Consider the following 17,447-nt stretch of genomic DNA (forward strand, 5'->3'; position numbering starts at 1 on the left):
CAGAGCAATGTTGCCATTTAGGCAATATTTTCAGCTATTTTGGGATTATCCTCAAAAAGTGGTACGAACCAAAACAGATAAATTTGGAAAGATAATTATTTTAGTTTGGTTTTGCCACAAAAAATCTATGTATAGTGTATTTCGATTATTTACTCAAACTGAGTAATTATTTTTTATTGGAAGTCGGCGGGGGAATTGGTAAATCTTCCCCATGCCCCAAAACTCAATCCCCTTGCGGATGGAGTTTTTCATTACTAACTAAACATTGCTCGTAGTGCTAACAAGTTTTTCCCCTTTTAACATCCGCGCCGCAGCTTCGAGGAGAGCTTCTTCGAGATAGGGCTTGGTAAAGTAGCCACTAGCACCGAGTTGAGCTGCAATTTGTCTGTGCTTGTCTGCACCCCGCGAGGTGAGCATAGCGATCGGTAGGTGGTTGAGGTTAGAGTCTTTCTGAATGCGAGAGAGTAATTCCAGACCATCGCAACGGGGCATTTCGATGTCGCAAAATACGATATCGCAAGGCAGACCGGAGCGGAGTTTATCCCAAGCTTCCTGTCCGTCACGCGCCTGTTCTACACGATAACCGGCTTTGTTAAATGTCAGGGATAGCAATTCTCGGACTGTAATCGAATCATCGACGATCAGCACTGTCGGGTCAATCTTCGCAGGAGAGGTGTCTATGGGAGCCCCTTTCTGCTGCCAAGAATTACCACCCATTTGTGTAGAAATTCGTCCCTGGAAGATGTCAATTATTTCCAGCACATCAGCAATAGGCATAATCCGACCATCACCCAAGACTGTAGCACCCGCTACACCAATGGGTTTAGGCGCTGGGCCTTCAAATTGCTTAATTACAATTTCTTGTTCGCTTAACACCAGGTCAATCTGTAGAGCAATCAATGTATTTGCCGATCGCACCACAACCACAGAAACCATATCATCATCTCGCGTACCGCCATAGACATTACCGCGACTGATTTGGCGATTGAAGGTTAAAAGCTCCTTCAGAGGTCGGAATGGTAGTACCGTATCGCGCCAGGAAATAAATGATTGTCCATTGGCATCGTGCTGAATATTTTTCACTGGAATATCTAGCGTATCTTCTACACCATCCATCGGGAAGGCGATCCTGGAGCGATCGGAGACGCAGCAGAGAGCTTTACAAATACTCAAAGTCAGTGGTAGACGAATCGTGAAGGTGGTTCCCTTACCGATCGCAGAATCGGTGTTCACTGTCCCCCGAATTTCGCTAATCTCAGAACGCACTACGTCCATACCCACACCACGACCGGAAATTTCATCTGCTTGGTCTTTGATTGTAAAACCAGACTGGAATAGCAGATCGTAGACTTCCAGGCGAGACATGGCTTTTGCTTGCGCTTCTGTAATCATGCCAATCTTCACCGCCTTAGCCTTAACCTTGGCGGAATCGATACCTGCGCCATCATCGCCTACAGAAATGATCGTTTGGTTGCCTTGGTAGAAGGCACGGATAGTAATAATTCCCACAGGTGGTTTACCAGCAGCTTGTCGTTCTTCTGGCGTTTCAATACCGTGAGCGATCGCATTATTCAGCATGTGAGTTAATGGATCGGTCAGATGATCCAAAATCATCTTGTCAATTAAGGTATCACCACCTTCGATTACCAACTCCACTTGTTTGCCACATTTGATGGCGTTGTCGCGCACTCCTCGCCGCCAGCGATCGATAGTTTGGGCAAAAGGAACCATTCGCGCTCTTGTTAATCCCTCTTGTAGCTGGGTGGTTACTTGGCGGAACTGCCTTGCGACTCGCTCGGTTTCTTCGGTGACAAAATCAATATCACTTGCCGACTCACGGACTCGCACAATGCGTTCGATCATCTGCTGTGAGAGTGTATGGAAGGGAGTAAAACGATCCATTTCTAACTCGCTAAAACCCCTATCAGCATTGAAATCAGGTGCTTGCAAGCCAGAGTCTTTCTTTTTGCGTCCAGCTAATAAAGAGGCTTCTAAGAGCGATCGCTCGTACAACTCTTGCATCCTTGCGCCCACATCCGAGAGTTGTTGTACCTGAATCAGCAAGTTATCTAATGACTGCCGTAGCCGTTCATGATCTTGCTCTAAGGTATTGCGATTTACCACCAACTCCCCGACTAAATTACTCATATCGTCCAGTTGCTTAACTGGAACCTTCATCGTTTCTTCAAATCTTGCAGCCCGACGAGTAGAGGGACGGGGAGGTTTGTTGGTGTTCGATTTTGCTGCTGGTGAATGGGATATTGTTTGATCCGCTTCTGCCAACAACTTCTCCAAGTCACCAAATTCATCTATAGCTGGTGGTGGAACGTCATTTTTCGCCAAGACTGGTTGAGTATTGAAGGGTTGGCGTTGGCGTAGCCCGTCGTGGACATTGCTGTCGTTATCTGTACCGAGCAATTCTTCCAGGGCTGCAAAATCTACTTCTGGTATTGAGGTAGCTTTGGGGTTAAGTGCTACTTCCTCTCCTAGTAATGCTTCCAAGTCTGCAAAATCATCTTCTGGAGCAACTACTTCAACGGTTTCTGTAGTTACCAATTCTTCATCTGAGGCAAGAATAGCATTTTCGTCCTCTGACACTGTTACAGATTCAGATATCTCTCCTAAATCATATAAATCGGTTTCTACATCTTCCTGAATAATCGTTTGTGTGAAATCATTGACATCTTGCGAATCAATTGTTGCCGCGTTTTCTTCTAATTGTTGCTGGTTTGTTGCTTCTAATAGAGCAGTTTCTGTAAATAATAAAGCATTTGCAAAACCCAGATATGTGTCGTCCAAATCCGGGTTTATTGGTAATTCAAAAGCAGTTTCTAAGTTATTGTTCTCTTCCGTTTCAAAATTTTCTAAGTTTGTTTGGGCTGAATTTGAAGTGTCACCAAAACTAATATCTAAAGAAGTTTCTGTAAGAGATAGTTCATCCACAGTATTCTCTGTGGTTTCCATCTGAATATATGTTGTTGAGTCAGTAGCTACATCTTCAAACAGCAGTTGTGAATTTTCATCGAAAGAGCCGAATAAATCATCTGGTTGTGCTTGGACTGAATCTAAAGTTTCTGTAAGAGATAATTCATCCACAGTATTCTCTGTGGGTTCCATCTGAATATAGGTTGAGTCAGTAGCTACATCTTCAAACAGCAGTTGTGAATTTTCATCGAAAGAGCCAAACAAATCATCTGGTTGTGCTTGGACTGAATCTAAAGTTTCTGTAGGAGATAGTTCATCCACAGTATTCTCTGTGGTTTCCATCTGAATATAAGTTGAGTCAGTAGCGACATCTTCAAACAGCAGTTGTGAATTTTCATCGAAAGAGCCAAACAAATCATCTGGTTGTGCTTGGACTGAATCTAAAGTTTCTGTAGGAGATAGTTCATCCACAGTATTCTCTGTGGTTTCCATCTGAATATAAGTTGAGTCAGTAGCGACATCTTCAAACAGCAGTTGTGAATTTTCATCGAAAGAGCCAAACAAATCATTTGGTTGTGCTTGGACTGAATCTAAAGTTTCTGTAGGAGATAGTTCATCCACAGTATTCTCTGTGGTTTCCATCTGAATATAAGTTGATGTAGCTACATCTTCAAATAGCAGTTGCGGATTTTCATCGAAAGAGCCGAACAAATCATCTGGTTGTGCTTGGACTGAATCTAAAGTTTCTGTAAGAGATAATTCATCCACAGTATTCTCTGTGGGTTCCATCTGAATATAGGTTGAGTCCGTAGCTACATCTTCAAATAGCAGTTGTGAATTTTCATCGAAAGAGCCGAACAAATCATCTGGTTGTGCTTGGACTGAATCTAAAGTTCCTGTAGGAGATAGTTCATCCACAGTATTCTCTGTGGTTTCCATCTGAATATAGGTTGAGTCTGTAACTGCATCTTCAAACAGCAGTTGCGGATTTTCATCGAAAGAGCCGAATGAATCAAGTTCCAGATCAACAGCAGATATTTCTGAGGGCTGATGAGTAAATTCTGGAGCAAAATCTAAAGCTTCTGGTTGTTGCGCTCTGAGAGTTTCTTCCCCTAGATGCTGCGTGAAAAAAGGCATTTCCGGCGTGGAGGTATTGCTGATTACCGAGGAAATAGCTGAGTCACTCTGTGCTAATTCATCAAATAAATCATCTCCAGAATCTGATGAGAATATCAAATCTAGCTGCTCTTCGTGCTGGAAATTGATATCCAATTCTTCCAAGCCGAAACTAGCTCTATCAGAAGGTATAGGTTGCTGACTGTCAGCAAAAATATCATCAGTTGTAGCAAACAAACTCTCCTCTAACGCCCTTTCTACATTCTGCTCAATTAAGGAATTGAAATCGTCCTGTTCCTCTGTAATTTCCTGATTCCAGAAGCTACTCAGATCATTTTCTGATTGAGAGAATTCAGGTGTTGTTACTGTAGATATATCAAATAAATCAACGATTTCTGATTCACTTGTAGGCAGTAGTGTCTCTTCTTCCATTTCAGCGAACAGATTGTCTGAAGAGAACCCTGTTTCCTGGGGTAATTCTATATAGTCACTAGGGGTAATTTCTTCTACCCAATTTGCATTTCTAGTTTCTGAGAATAAGTTATCAAAACTATTTGGTTGATTGGTCGATAGTTCCACATTGGCGAATGCCTCAGTTTCTGGTTGAGTTACTTCATCTGTAGGCAACAGTTCTATATCATCATCTAGCCCCAGAGTCAATAAATCTTCAACTACATCGTTTTTGTTAACACTAGCAAGCTGGTTTGTCTCACTTGGAATATCAATAAATTCTTGTAAATCTTCGGAAGAAGAGTCTAAATTTATATCAAGTACGTTAATAGAACTTAACTCTGGAATCGTAGCAGATGTTTGTTGATGTTGCGGTTCTGAATTCTCTTTTTCTAAGAAATTGTCGCCAAATAACAGGGATAAATCTTCCGTCGTGGCTGTAGTTGCTACTTGATCCAAGGAGAGTAAGTCAGATAAATCGCTATGAGCATCCTCAGCGTCAGTGTTGCTGAAATCAATTCCAAAATCATCGCTGGCAACAATATCTAAAGTTTCTTCTTGATGCCAACTTTCATCTAATTCGGGAGTCTCACCTGCAAATAAATCGGCAAGGGTATTTAACTCAGCTATTCCTACCTCTGGCCCATTGGGGTCAAGATTGTTACTGATTGGATGTGCTTCGTCATGTGTGGTGAAAGAAAAACTAGTGTGAGTTGCAGCGTTGAGCGGTGTCCCTTGTTGAACATAGGGGCGATCGCCTTTGACGTTGGCGTAACCAGACGCTCGCGGACTCACTAATGCTGCGCTATCGCTAGTATCCTTATCTAGATTAAATTCTTCGGTTGTTTGGGCTAGGTCTAACTGCTCGGTGTTACCCTCAAAAATTGCCTCTGACGTAGTTGATGATTCTGTCAAAACCGCAGACTGTTCATCAAACAAATCAGGAGTAACTTCTAACAGATCAATTTCTGCCAAGCTCAAAAGTGCTTCTAGTTGCTGACTAATTGCAATTTCGGCATCTCTACCTTGCAGGACTAATTCTTGAGCTTGCTTGATTTCGGTAATGACAATTTTAGCTAAAGTCAGATAACTATTTTCAGGATTGCCGATCGCACTAGCTGCTGCTTGACACAAACCACACCACTTGGACAAATTCCAAGTCTCACCAAGTTTGACTAACTGGTAACAGCATTGTTGAAGGTTTTGCCGAGTTGAAGGTGTTGTGGTTTGCTTAAACAGTTGCAACATTTCTCGCAGTGTTTGCAGCACTTGGGCTTGAAACTCGCCCCAATTATTATGTTCTTTAGCGGTGACTGGCGATAGCGCAGCGTTAGCGTCTCGCACCTGCTGAGGTGCTACTGAGACAGATATTTCTGGAGATTCCTGATGGGTGTCTTCTGCCAAGCTAGGAATATCTCGCCGCAGGAAAAGTTCTGTAAGTGTGGAGACATTCTCTACAGAGGTTGTGTGTAATTCTGTTGCGTCAGGATTGCTAGATACTCCACTTTTTCCTTGTTGTACAAGTAGTTCTAGATGTTCATACAACCATTGAAAGACTGGCTCTGTTTCTGACATCAAAGTATTCGCTGCATCTTCAGAAAGACCGTAAGGCCCGCTCAAATGCTCTAACAGCGATTTTAGGGTATCAGATACACCAAGAAATAAAGACTCTAACTTTTGGTCAATCTGAACCGGATTATCTTTAAGAACTTTAAAACAATCTTCCAGACGGTGGGAGGTATGCTGGATGCTAGTCAATCCAAGCATCGCCGCTCCTCCTTTGATGGAGTGAGCCGCCCGGAAGACTTCACTAATCATTTCCGGGTCGTTCAGGGTACCTTCTAGATTCAGTAACCCCTGCTCAATGGTATTCAGGTGATCCCTGGCTTCTTCGATAAAGTAACCCAAAATCCGCTGTTGTTGTTCCGGCAGCATAGCAAAAGTTATGAGTTATGAGTTGTTAGTTGTTAGTTGTGAGTTATGAGTTATGAGTTGTGAGTTATGAATTATGAGTTATGAGTTGTAATTTTTATTGCTAACTTTTTACTCCTAACTCCTAACTTTATTTCAAGTAGTGAGTTGTGATTTTTAGTTCTAACTCCTCACTCCTAACTCCTAACTTTTTATCTGGTTTCCATCGTTTCCACTCGGAAACGTTCAACGGAGGCGATCAAGTCACGGGATACACCTACTAAGTGTTGTAGGGCACCTGAAACTCGCTGTGCTTCCTGGGAAGTTTCTTGTGCAGTTAGTTCTACTGATTGCATTACGTGAGCGACAGCGCGGGAGGTTTCAGTCTGTTCCACAGTGTCGCTGGTAATAGAGCGCACAAGAATATCAATACGATTCGCCACTTGAATAATATTTTCGAGTGATCGCTTGGCTTCTTCTGCCAATTTTGTCCCTTTAATTACTTGTTGTGTGCCTTCTTCCATCGCGGTCATTACAGAACCTGTTTCGCTTTGGATTTGCATCACAATTTGTTCAATTTCCTTGAGGGATTTGGCAGATTTATCTGCTAACTGGCGCACTTCGTCTGCTACGATCGCAAACCCGCGTCCAGCTTCTCCCGCTCTTGCCGCCTCAATACTAGCATTGAGTGCTAACAAGTTGGTTCTGGAAGCAATCTGCGAAATCAACGCCACAATTTTAGAAATTTCTTGAGAAGATTCCGCCAACCGCTTCACTTTGCGAGTGGTTTCGGCAACGGTTTCTCGAATTTCCAAAATACCTGCGACGGTATTTTCTACCGCTTCACCACCTTGGAGAGCGATCGTACTAGCATCACGAGCAACGGTTTCAGCTTCCCGCGCCGCCTCTGCGACTCGCTGAATCGAGTCGGTCATTACCTGTACAGAATTCAGCGTTACTGCTAACTCTTCTGCTTGACGCAAAGCATCACTAGATAAGGCTCTAGCAAAGGTTTCAGAGTTGGTTGCACCTTTTGTTACATCCTTCGCTGCCACTTTTACCTGTTGCACAATATCTCGCAGGTTTTGAATTGTCAGGTTAAAAGCATCGGCTACGGCTCCTAGTACGTCGGCTGTCACTTCAGCTTGGACTGTTAAATCGCCTCTAGCAGCTCCTTCCACATCATCCAAAAGGCGAATCACCTGACGTTGCAGGTTTTCCTTGGCTTCCTCTTGTTCATCAGCTTTCCGTTGGGCTTCACTTGTCGTTGTGAAAATTACCCGCGCCATTTCATTAAAGCCAGTGGATAAATGCCCCAATTCATCTTCAGAAAACACTGTGGCTTGAGCATTCAAATTTCCTTGGCGTACAGCTTCAAACTGAGCTTGCAGATCATTGGTTGTGCGCCGAATTTGTTTGAGTGCAAGATTTCCCATAAAGCCTGCGGTGGTAAAACCGGCAATTCCTGCTGCTAGGGACATTGCCCAACCTGTGTTTCGTACTGATTCACGTTGTTGGGCTGGCGAAAATGTGGTGGCGACAAAGCTAACTGTGGCTACAACTAGCGCTGAGACAATGCCCACACTTCCAGCAATCAACCATTGTTTCCGTTCTATGGAAGCATTTTCTAATGGTGCTAACCAGCCTTGCTCGACACTAACGTTGGGTTCTAGTTTCGAGACATCTGTTTGGCTAAAGACTGGAACTCCTTCATGGGAACCAGTCATCGAAAATAGTTCCTCTTCGCGATCAGCTGCATTGCTTCCCGAAGTATCCGTGCTTTGACGTACACTGCCACTAGTTTCTGCTGGAGCAGAATACATTGCTGCATCACCGAAGTTAGAATCTTCTTCGATCAGGTCAAACCCTGGAATGTTTCCTAAATCGTCAAATTCCTCAAAGTCATCTAAAAAGTCAATATTGCTCTTAGAATTTTCTCCATTAAGTATATTGTTTGAGTCTTCATAAGAACTTAAACCATCTGAGCCAAAGGCAGACTCAAATGCTTCCATATCAAAATTTTCATCATCAAAGCTATTTTTGCTGATGATTTCACTTGATTTCATCTGCTTTTCTTTCAGAGGAATATCGCTCTTAAAAGATGAATAATTATCAGATGATTCTGGTTGAAACTCTTGCTCTGCTTCTAAATCTTGTGACTTCAACCAATCATGTGCTTCGGTTTCAGGCAAATCATATCTACTATTGTTATTTGTAGTTGTTGAACTATTTATAGGTTCTTCTTCAACAACAATAAGTAAAGTCTCGTCTCCAAAATTAGATTTATTATATTCTAAATTCCCAATCCTAGACTCTGAAGACTTTGGCTCACTCAACAAATCAGAGAAATTATTTTCGCTACTACTAGTTTGTGAATTAAAAGATGAAGAGTTATTATTGTCAATAGCTGAATTTCCATGATCGCGATTTATCTCGTTCTCTGAAAACTGACTATTTACTAATGATTCCTCATAGCTCTCTTCTGAAATATCTTCCTGCCAAAAAGCAGGCAAATCTAATTCTGTTTTTTCCTCATAACTACTGCTATTTAAATTTTGTTCCTCTGATTCTTCATCCAAAGCAAAAGGGTCGTCACCAAAAGCTATAGAAGAATCTGATATTTTTCCCATTCCAATACTATCTTCTGTGGGGATGTCAAATGGACTATTTGAAGATAGTTCTGTAACCCCATCCACAGTTTCTTGATGCTCTCCAAAAAAGTTCAAATCAAGGTTATTACTGTCAAACTCCTCACTAGCGCCCAAATCTTCTAATTCTGGTTCGCTATATGCCAGTGGATCGGACATCTCTGAGGAATTTATCTGCTCTTGACTTCCTGATGTATCAATCTGTCCACCGAATGACTGTAAATATTGATTGATATTTTCAATTCCATTATTGGCAAAACCAATAATTTCTTGTTCGTTAGTCAAGCTTAATACCTGTTGATATTCTTCTTTTGCGACATCGTACTGTTGCAAAACATAGTAGATGTGACCCCTTAACAAATGAGTGTTGGGATCATTTGGTAGATTTTGCACCACTTGATCAACTAAAGTGGCGGCAACCTCATAATTCCTTTGAACATAGGCGGTCATCGCCTGTTGATATGTTGGTTCGTAATTATCAATACTTGCTGCCATTTCCTCCTCCAATTTCATCCTGCCCACCTAGCACTCCGTACAATTGCCATTTGATCGAGCAGTCGTAGACACTGATTATTTTTAGCACTTAGTAACCACTCTCCACGTAGAAAGGGAACCATAGTGTCTGGAACACCAGTTGGTGGCATAAGATTCTGGACATCCAACCAGTCCATACCACCGATTTCCTCTACTGCTAAACCCACTATTGTGTCTTGCTCCTCGATGGCAATCACCGAAATTTCCGCTCTATCCGTGTTTAATGCACTTGCTTCCCCCAGAAATTGACCCAAATCAGCCACCCAAATAACTCGACCTCGTAAATTTAGAGTACCCAAAAGTAAAGGAGAAGCATTAGGAATCGGGGTGATTCTATCAGGACTTAGTTCAATTACCTCCCGGATACCAGTTGCTTGTAATGCAAACTCCTGATGCGAGGGAATGTAAAATCTCAAATGTAACTCACCTTCAGGACTTTCCACTTGTAATTCTGGTCGGAAGTGGTCTTGACCGCTACCACTTAAAAAGTCCGGTTTGCTGACCATATTGCTTTTATCCTTATCCTCGCAGCAGTTGTTTGACTGTTCCTACCAACTCGGTTGGTTGAAACGGTTTGGCTATGTAGGCATCTGCACCCTGCTTCATACCCCAGTAGCGATCAAATTCTTCGCCTTTGGAAGAACACATCACCACCGGGACATTTTGGGTTTTGGGATCGGATTTTAACCGCCGACAAACTTCGTAGCCGTTCATCCGGGGCATGACAATATCTAACACCACTAAATCGGGAGGTGCTATTTGGATTGCCTCCAATGCTTCTAATCCATCGCTGGCATGGGTAACTGTTAGGCCAGTTGCTTTTAGGAGGTCTGTAATCATCTCCCTTTGCGCGATACTGTCTTCCACAATCAGAACTGTACTCATAAATGTCTATTTACCTCCTGATGTAGACGTTCCTATTTGGAACATTCCCTGATTCCTCCGCAATTATTAACTGTATAAATTAATTGTATGTTCTCACTATTTTCCTGGATATTGAGGTTTCACTGAGTTAGCTGACTCTGTGATAACATCTTTTAACTGATCTTTTAGTAGATCAACAAGTTATGTTTTCCCCCAGCCCTTACTCCCTATTCCCTAGTCCCCATTTTCATAGAATTCTATTTTGAGATATTTCTCTACAATCATGAGTAATTCAGTGTCTGTAAATGGTTTTGTTAAATAATCTGTTGCCCCGACCATACTAGCTTTGACTCGATCAATAAATCCATCTTTACCAGTAAGCATGATAATCGGTGTGAGCCGAAATGCTGTGGAATGTCGCAACATGGCGCAAACCTCGTACCCTTCCAATTCCAACATGGCTATATCGCACAAAATTAAATCGGGTTTGAGTTGAAAAACCAGACTCAGTGCTTCTAAGGGATTGGTGAGAGCGATCGCTTCATAGCCTTGTGGTTGTAAGATCGAATTTATAGTCTCACCGATGGCGATCGCATCGTCAATACATACTATCCGCCCCCTGTATTTTCCCTTCAATTCCCAGTTGTCATTGTGGGTATCTGGTTTAGTTGTGGCTGAATATACTAGTTGGAGCCAACTCTGTTGCACATAAGGATATATTGCCTTGGCAACTGTCAAAATATCTCGGTTGAGATAGCGAGCCAGTTGACGCAAGGATGTTTTACCATCAGCCCAATGTTGTAATTTCTCTACAGTTGCTTCTGGTAGCGATGATTGTAGCTGAACTTTGTCAGATAGCACTGGCAATTGTTCGGGAGACTGAATGTGCGGATAGAGTTCCTTCCACTCTTGCACCTGCTTCGTAATTTTTGTAACAAATGGAGCAATCTCGAAAGTGTTTAATTGTGGGGCAAGTGCCGCACCCTGATGGAAAATGAAGTTCCCTTGGTGTAAACTCAGCAGATCAAAGAGAGTTTCATGCACCAAGCCGTGAATGATACTACCAGCTATCTTGGGGTTGATAATATTCCGCTCCAAAAGTGCCCACAGATAGGCATACTCTGGTGAGTCGGTTGATGGTAGAGAGGCAATCTGTTTGTCGGTGAGTCGCATCTCGACTCGATAATGACGTAAATAATCGTTAATTCTGGATAAATTACTCTCACCTTCTCGGCAATAGATAATTTGACCATTGAGGAAAAAGACGAACCAAGACTGTTGTTTGGGGCGATAAATGTTTGCTCCCTCTCCACTCAGCTTGTTGTTATGGTGAGAGCTATGAGCTTCTACCCATAGTTGCCCAGTTCGCTGTCCCAACGCAATCAATTGCAGGATACTGCAAATATCAATTTCACTTAAATTTCCCTGCATTTACCTAAAAAGTACTCCTTGTAATGCCGTTAAATATTATTTTTGAATTGTGTCCTGCAATTTTTCCATTTTTAGAGCAGGTAGTTTAAGTATTGATTATGGAGTATTGGCAAGATTTTTACCCTTCTCCTTGTTGGCATTAGGGAATAGATTCAACTATAAACCTTAATCTTTTGTAATACACTTTGACAAAGCTAGTGTTAACACGGAAGTCATCATCACTGTCATCAGTACAAAATATAAAGGCGTGACCAAATCGCTTTTATAAATATCAAGGCGTAATATATTGCGTCTATAGTTTTGTCTGTCTTGTTTTCCTAAACATGGGTTCAGGGAGACAAGTTAACAGAATTATTTAAGGTATATCTCAAAACATGAACTTTAAGTGCATCAATAAAGGACTAACGGTGTGCTGTATTTAGCAGAAGTACAAAAACAGAAAGGTGGTTTACTCAGTGGCAGCGGCAAAACTGAATTGAAACTGCTAGCTTGTCAGCGAACTGACCAGAATTGGAGTACTGTGTCGGAAGAAGTGATTGCTGCTGAGGACGCAAGCAAATTAAATGATGGCGCTTTGGTACTGGTTGAACTGAATCCGAATCGTCAAGTGCAGCGAATTCAAGAAGCAGGGCGGCCACTAGTCAATATTTTGCAGAATTTTTCCCGCCAATTGGAGAAATTTAAGCTCAAGGAAGATGAAATCGATCAGTGGAAACAGTCGTTAACGTTTCAGGCGCAAGAGTTGAATCGCCGTGAAATGGACATGGAAGTCCGCTCTGAACAGTTGCAAAACATGGAAGAGGAGTTGCAACAACTAGAGCAGCAAAAACAAGAAGTTGACACATCCCGTCAGGAAATTGAACGGTTACAAACAGAAGTTGAACGCAACCGCCTAGAATTGGAAGGCGCTTGGGAACATTTGCGGGGTGAGCAGCGCCGTCTAGAGGAACATCAAGCAGATTTTAAACAAGGGACGGTTTTGGATGAAGAGCAAAGTCGGGTAATGAGTGAGTTACTCGATCGCTTATCTAGTCGCGTAGCTCCCACAGAAACAGTCAGGGAACACCTGCATCTGGCTTTTGAATTCGTGGAAAAGCAGCAAGCGACTCTAAACCCGCACTGGCAAAAACTAGAAGAACAAAAAACTGCGATCGCACAACAGCAAGAAGAAGTGGAGCGGTTGTCACAAACATTTAGCGATCGCCAAAATGCATTGCAAGAAGCACAAAATACTCTAGTTCAGCAAACAGCCCAGTTGCAAATCAATACAGCTGACCTGACTAGCAAGCAAGAGTATGCCCGGATAATCAAAGAGCAGTTACGAAACGCTGAAGAGTTATATCAACAAATTCACTCTATAGCTGCAACATCTAGTGATGTAGTTCTCGGCCAGCAAGCGAATGTGGAAGCTTTGGATAAAATGCCTTTAGAAGAACTACAAAAGATAGTCCAAGACTTGCAGCATAAACTGGAAATAGATGCTACCTTTGTTCACGATCAGGAACAAGAACTGGAATATAAACAAGAAGCTATAGAAGAACTGCAAAATAAATTAAGCCAAGCATCTGACCAGGATCACATCAATTTGGAACTGGAATTAACAGATGAAAAAGACCTCTATCAGATGCTAAACTCCAGTTTGGTGGGACAACGTCGCAATATGTTACAGCATCAGAAGTTTCTCAAGCAACACCAAGCTGTATTACTACGGCGACAAGGACATACTGTTGTTGAGGAACATGATGGTAATAAAGTCAATTTAGAACCAGTTCTGTTACAAATTGAAACCCAGCGACAACAGTATTCCCAAGAAATCCAAAAGCTAGAACGTGAAATCGATCAAATCCGTTCTGGTGTTGAGCTAAATCAGGGAATGATTGACAATCAAACCCACGATTTGGATGAAAAGCGCCAAGAACTAAAAGCGATCGAAGAAAATTTGCTTTCCCTGCGAAGAACAACTGCTGAATGTTGTGGTCGAGTGAATCTTTATCAAGAAGCACTACAACCAATTCAGGATTCTCTTGATGGCTTACGGCAAAAGCTGCAAGGAATTGCAGAATCTTTGGATAAATTCCAGGAAACTGGCGATCATCAAGTCCAAGCGATCGCCCAGTTGCGCCACACTCTCCAAGGTTTAATGCCTCAGCCAGAATTATTAGCGTCTTAATAAGTTAGGAGTGATGAATTAAAGATTAGACATCTCCGAAAAAGTAGAGACGTAGCAATGCTACGTCTCTACAAGGTTTCTGGGTAATGCATATTTAATTTCTGGAGATGTCTATTTTTAACTCCTAACTATTTTAAATAAATCCAGTCTCCTTCTACTTGAGCGATCGCACCACCAGGAAATGGATCGGTTTGCGAACGGTTTGGCGCTGTAATTAAAGCCGTTAATTTCTCAATGTGTTCAAAACTCGCTGCATCAGTAAGTATTTGCTGCAACACCTGACGCATCACACGACGTTGCAGTGCCAATGGTGCTTTCTGTAATACCCGACGATTTAACCGTAAGGGAAGAAGAGGAATAAGGGAATCTTCTTCATCCCCTATACCCAAAGCCTTTTCCCGCAATTGCTGGGCAACTTTTTCGAGATATTCTACTTCTGCTTGGAGAAGTTCTGCTGTTTGAGCTAAGGCTGATTCTACTTGGGGATTGAAATTTTCCCGTAAATATGGTATCAACTCTTGGCGAATGCGGTTGCGAGCATATTGCAAATCTTGATTAGTGGAATCTTCCCAAATTGGCAATTTAAACTCTTGACAAAATTGCTCTGTTTGTATTCGAGTGACTTCTAAAAGTGGGCGTACTAGCATAATGCCTGTAGTCAGAGGGCGTTGCCAAGTCAGGGCTTGTAAACCATCAGCACCAGTACCCCGAATTAAGTTGTAGAGGAGAGTTTCGGCGCGATCGCTGGCGGTGTGTCCTGTAACTATATACTGATAATTGTTCGACTGAGCGATCGCACTTAAAGCTTGATAGCGCCAATCGCGTGCAGCAGCCTCACTATTTATAGGTTCGTTCGCCGTTTCTAAATAAAAAGATATACCCCAAGTTTCAGCTAGGTTTTCAACGTGATGAGCATTAGCTTGAGAGTCAGAACGCCAACGATGGTCGCAGTGAGCAATACCTAAATACCATCCCCATTTGGATTGTAAATCTAAAAGTAATTTTATTAAACACAAAGAATCTTGTCCGCCGGAGACAGCGATTAATAGTCGCTGGTTGCGCTCAAACAAGTGGCGCGATCGGATGGTGCGATGTATTTTTGCGTGTAGAGGAGTCCATACCATTTTGGATTTTTTAGCGCCGACGGACACAGATAATTGTCTCTTATATCACGTGCATCGACAATTACGATTTGGGTATTAATTTTCACCTTCCTTGAGTTGCTGACGAAGGTCATCGAGCGGAGAACTTTCTGGATTGATATCTAAGCGATTATTTTCTTGTTTTTCTTCAATTTCAGTTTCATCAGGGCAAAATTCTAGGCGGACTCTAATTTTACCTCTCCGCCATTGTTGACCAGGTATTAAAACATAACATTCAAATCCTTCGTCAAAGACTCTTGAACCTGATGAGGTACAGTGCTTTTCCCAAATTTTTTTTACTTCCTTTAAAAGCTGAAAGACTATTTGAGTGCGGGGTAAATTTTCAAACGCTTCTTGGTGAAAATGCACAACATCTTTTTCAGGATTTAGAGGTTCCCATTCATCATTCATAAATCTTGCTCCTGTAACTAAATCTATAGTTCCCAAGAGAGACAAATTAATTATAAATCCTCATAGTTTTGGGATTTGGCTTGCAGCTACAACTTCTTTAAGAGCTAGTTCTAGTTCGGGGAAATTCGTAGAGATAATTCGGTCATTGCGCGTAAATTTTTGGACTTAGTATCGGTTTTCAAGCAATAGTTAGTTTTTTAACTGGAGTCTGAACCATATTGTTCATCTTCTAAAAAAGGACTTATAACTATTTGTAATTGATAATTAAATTATCAATTACAACAAATAATTTTATTTTTCTACTTGTTTGAGCTTTTGAAAAATCTCATCAAGCGGGGACTCAGATTCATCAGGACAAAATTCTAAAGCAAGTCTAACTTTTCCTTTTTTCCATCCCTGAGTACTAAATTGCAAAACTTCACAATTTAATCCTTGGGTATACAAATTTACTTCGTCTGTTTCTTCCGCTCCAATATATTCCTTAATTGCGGTAATCAAATCACGGACTTTAAAAGTTTTAGCAATATTTAATTTATTAAAGGTGTCTGGTTCTATAGACACAACTTCATCGTGATTAAGTCTCTCAAATCCATCTTCCATAAAAATGTCCTATCACTAAATCTATATTTTCCAGTGATATAACAGTTCATCCGAAATAATTCCCAAGAGATAATAGTAAATTTAAATCTCCTCCTTTCTCCCTCTCCGTTGCTGGAGAGGGTTAGGGGTGAGGTTATTAAAAAAACCAGCCGTAAGAATGCAAACCTTTACCCAAAAGATTCACACCGAGATAGCAAATCCAAACAACAACAAAGCCAGTGGCAGCTAAAATTGCGGGACGGCGGCCTTGCCAACCGCGAGTGATTCGGGCGTGGAGATAGGCGGCGAACACCAACCAGGTGATTAATGCCCAAGTTTCTTTAGGGTCCCAACTCCAGTAAGAACCCCAAGCTTCATTAGCCCAAACGCCACCGGCAATAATGCCAATTGTCAATAAGGGAAATCCGAGTCCGATGATGCGATAGCTGATGTTATCGAGGGTTTCGGCAAGGCTAAGGCGCTGAGGTGAAAGAGGTTCGGCTGATGCTACGGTTTGAGGTTCAGAAGTAGTTACTAAATTCAAAACGGCTGTGTTAGCGTTACCGTTGCCGTTGCTACTACTTTCAAAACGAGCAAAGCCGTTATTTTCAGCAGAAGGGGCTGGTGGTTGAGAAATTAGTTCAGCTGCTTTGTGCAAGCGGTAGCCGTTGCTGCGATAGCCACCAGTACCGACAGAACTACCTTGTAGTTGGATGTTTTGACCGCGAGTGACAATCAGAAAAGCGATCGCTAACAACGCACCCACCATCAAAGCAGAATAACTCAACATCATGACGCTGACATGCATCATCAGCCAATTTGACTTCAAGGCAGGTACTAGGGGTTCTGACGCTTGCATCTGGGATGGTAATGTCATCGTCGCAAAAGCAGCAATCAACATCGCCACCGGAGCTGTAACAACTCCTACTAAGCGGCTACGGCTACTACTTTCAGCAATTAGATGGACAGTGGTAATTCCCCAAGTTAAGAAAAACAGGGATTCATAGAGATTACTTAGGGGAAAGTAACCAGCTTCTATCCATCTTGCCCCTAGTAGAGTCGCCATGCACAAATTAGCGATCGCCATCCCAGCTGTCCCCAAAGCGGCTAGATAAGGCAGATTCGGAAAAGCCGCTCCTCCCCAATACACCAGCATTGTTAGGAATAATATGGCAAAGGAGGCATTGTCCAGCCAGTTCTGGAGTACAACCAGATTCATAAAGTGTTCTCTCCGTGGATGATTTAAAATATGGATTCTGACTGTTC

10 protein-coding genes are annotated in these 17,447 nt (G+C 42.2%); 1 reads left to right on the forward strand and 9 read right to left on the reverse strand.

Annotated features, from left to right (window positions below; genetic code table 11):
• Nucleotides 1–258 precede the first annotated feature (258 nt).
• The 5 genes from FD724_RS13400 to FD724_RS13420 all read right to left on the reverse strand — a co-directional run bounded on the left by FD724_RS13400 (nucleotide 259) and on the right by FD724_RS13420 (nucleotide 11,879).
• Nucleotides 259–6,426 carry a response regulator gene (locus FD724_RS13400; RefSeq protein WP_179072970.1) on the reverse strand — a complete coding sequence of 2,056 codons (6,168 nt, stop codon included), beginning with the start codon at nucleotides 6,424–6,426 and terminating at the stop codon, nucleotides 259–261.
• A gap of 188 nt (nucleotides 6,427–6,614) precedes the next feature.
• Nucleotides 6,615–9,545, reverse strand: a complete 2,931-nt coding sequence (locus FD724_RS13405) for a methyl-accepting chemotaxis protein (RefSeq protein WP_179072971.1) — start codon at nucleotides 9,543–9,545, stop codon at nucleotides 6,615–6,617.
• Between the two features lie 14 nt (nucleotides 9,546–9,559).
• Nucleotides 9,560–10,090 carry a chemotaxis protein CheW gene (locus FD724_RS13410; RefSeq protein WP_163927234.1) on the reverse strand — a complete coding sequence of 177 codons (531 nt, stop codon included), beginning with the start codon at nucleotides 10,088–10,090 and terminating at the stop codon, nucleotides 9,560–9,562.
• A 13-nt stretch (nucleotides 10,091–10,103) separates the two neighbouring features.
• On the reverse strand, nucleotides 10,104–10,469 hold the full coding sequence (locus FD724_RS13415) for a response regulator transcription factor (RefSeq protein WP_069073698.1): 366 nt from the start codon (nucleotides 10,467–10,469) through the stop codon (nucleotides 10,104–10,106).
• A gap of 213 nt (nucleotides 10,470–10,682) precedes the next feature.
• Nucleotides 10,683–11,879, reverse strand: coding sequence for a response regulator (locus FD724_RS13420; RefSeq protein ID WP_179072972.1), 1,197 nt, complete (start codon nucleotides 11,877–11,879; stop codon nucleotides 10,683–10,685).
• Between the two features lie 409 nt (nucleotides 11,880–12,288).
• On the opposite strand from FD724_RS13420, the gene hmpF reads away from it, so the two are divergent.
• The gene (hmpF, locus tag FD724_RS13425) at nucleotides 12,289–14,049 is read left to right on the forward strand and encodes a pilus motility taxis protein HmpF (protein ID WP_179072973.1); all 1,761 of its coding nucleotides are present in this window, start codon (nucleotides 12,289–12,291) and stop codon (nucleotides 14,047–14,049) included.
• 128 nt (nucleotides 14,050–14,177) lie between these two features.
• Here the strand turns inward: hmpF and tilS are convergent, their stop codons facing one another.
• The 4 genes from tilS to ccsB all read right to left on the reverse strand — a co-directional run bounded on the left by tilS (nucleotide 14,178) and on the right by ccsB (nucleotide 17,400).
• Nucleotides 14,178–15,173: a tRNA lysidine(34) synthetase TilS gene (gene tilS, locus FD724_RS13430; RefSeq protein WP_179072974.1), complete on the reverse strand. Its 996-nt coding sequence runs from the start codon at nucleotides 15,171–15,173 to the stop codon at nucleotides 14,178–14,180.
• A gap of 75 nt (nucleotides 15,174–15,248) precedes the next feature.
• On the reverse strand, nucleotides 15,249–15,602 hold the full coding sequence (locus tag FD724_RS13435) for a KGK domain-containing protein (protein ID WP_114083797.1): 354 nt from the start codon (nucleotides 15,600–15,602) through the stop codon (nucleotides 15,249–15,251).
• A gap of 291 nt (nucleotides 15,603–15,893) precedes the next feature.
• The gene (locus FD724_RS13440; protein WP_114083796.1) at nucleotides 15,894–16,202 is read right to left on the reverse strand and encodes a KGK domain-containing protein; all 309 of its coding nucleotides are present in this window, start codon (nucleotides 16,200–16,202) and stop codon (nucleotides 15,894–15,896) included.
• A gap of 136 nt (nucleotides 16,203–16,338) precedes the next feature.
• Nucleotides 16,339–17,400, reverse strand: coding sequence for a c-type cytochrome biogenesis protein CcsB (ccsB, locus tag FD724_RS13445; protein ID WP_012412189.1), 1,062 nt, complete (start codon nucleotides 17,398–17,400; stop codon nucleotides 16,339–16,341).
• Nucleotides 17,401–17,447 lie beyond the last annotated feature (47 nt).

This window comes from Nostoc sp. C057, from assembly GCF_013393925.1.
GTDB lineage: Bacteria > Cyanobacteriota > Cyanobacteriia > Cyanobacteriales > Nostocaceae > Nostoc > Nostoc muscorum_A.

Excerpts from the sequence above, each read along its gene's own strand:
- FD724_RS13400 (WP_179072970.1), bottom strand. The coding sequence starts at position 6,426 with ATGCTGCCGGAACAACAACAGCGGATTTTGGGTTACTTTATCGAAGAA.
- FD724_RS13405 (WP_179072971.1), bottom strand. The coding sequence starts at position 9,545 with ATGGCAGCAAGTATTGATAATTACGAACCAACATATCAACAGGCGATG.
- FD724_RS13410 (WP_163927234.1), bottom strand. The coding sequence starts at position 10,090 with ATGGTCAGCAAACCGGACTTTTTAAGTGGTAGCGGTCAAGACCACTTC.
- FD724_RS13415 (WP_069073698.1), bottom strand. The coding sequence starts at position 10,469 with ATGAGTACAGTTCTGATTGTGGAAGACAGTATCGCGCAAAGGGAGATG.
- FD724_RS13420 (WP_179072972.1), bottom strand. The coding sequence starts at position 11,879 with ATGCAGGGAAATTTAAGTGAAATTGATATTTGCAGTATCCTGCAATTG.
- tilS (WP_179072974.1), bottom strand. The coding sequence starts at position 15,173 with ATGGTATGGACTCCTCTACACGCAAAAATACATCGCACCATCCGATCG.
- FD724_RS13435 (WP_114083797.1), bottom strand. The coding sequence starts at position 15,602 with ATGAATGATGAATGGGAACCTCTAAATCCTGAAAAAGATGTTGTGCAT.
- FD724_RS13440 (WP_114083796.1), bottom strand. The coding sequence starts at position 16,202 with ATGGAAGATGGATTTGAGAGACTTAATCACGATGAAGTTGTGTCTATA.
- ccsB (WP_012412189.1), bottom strand. The coding sequence starts at position 17,400 with ATGAATCTGGTTGTACTCCAGAACTGGCTGGACAATGCCTCCTTTGCC.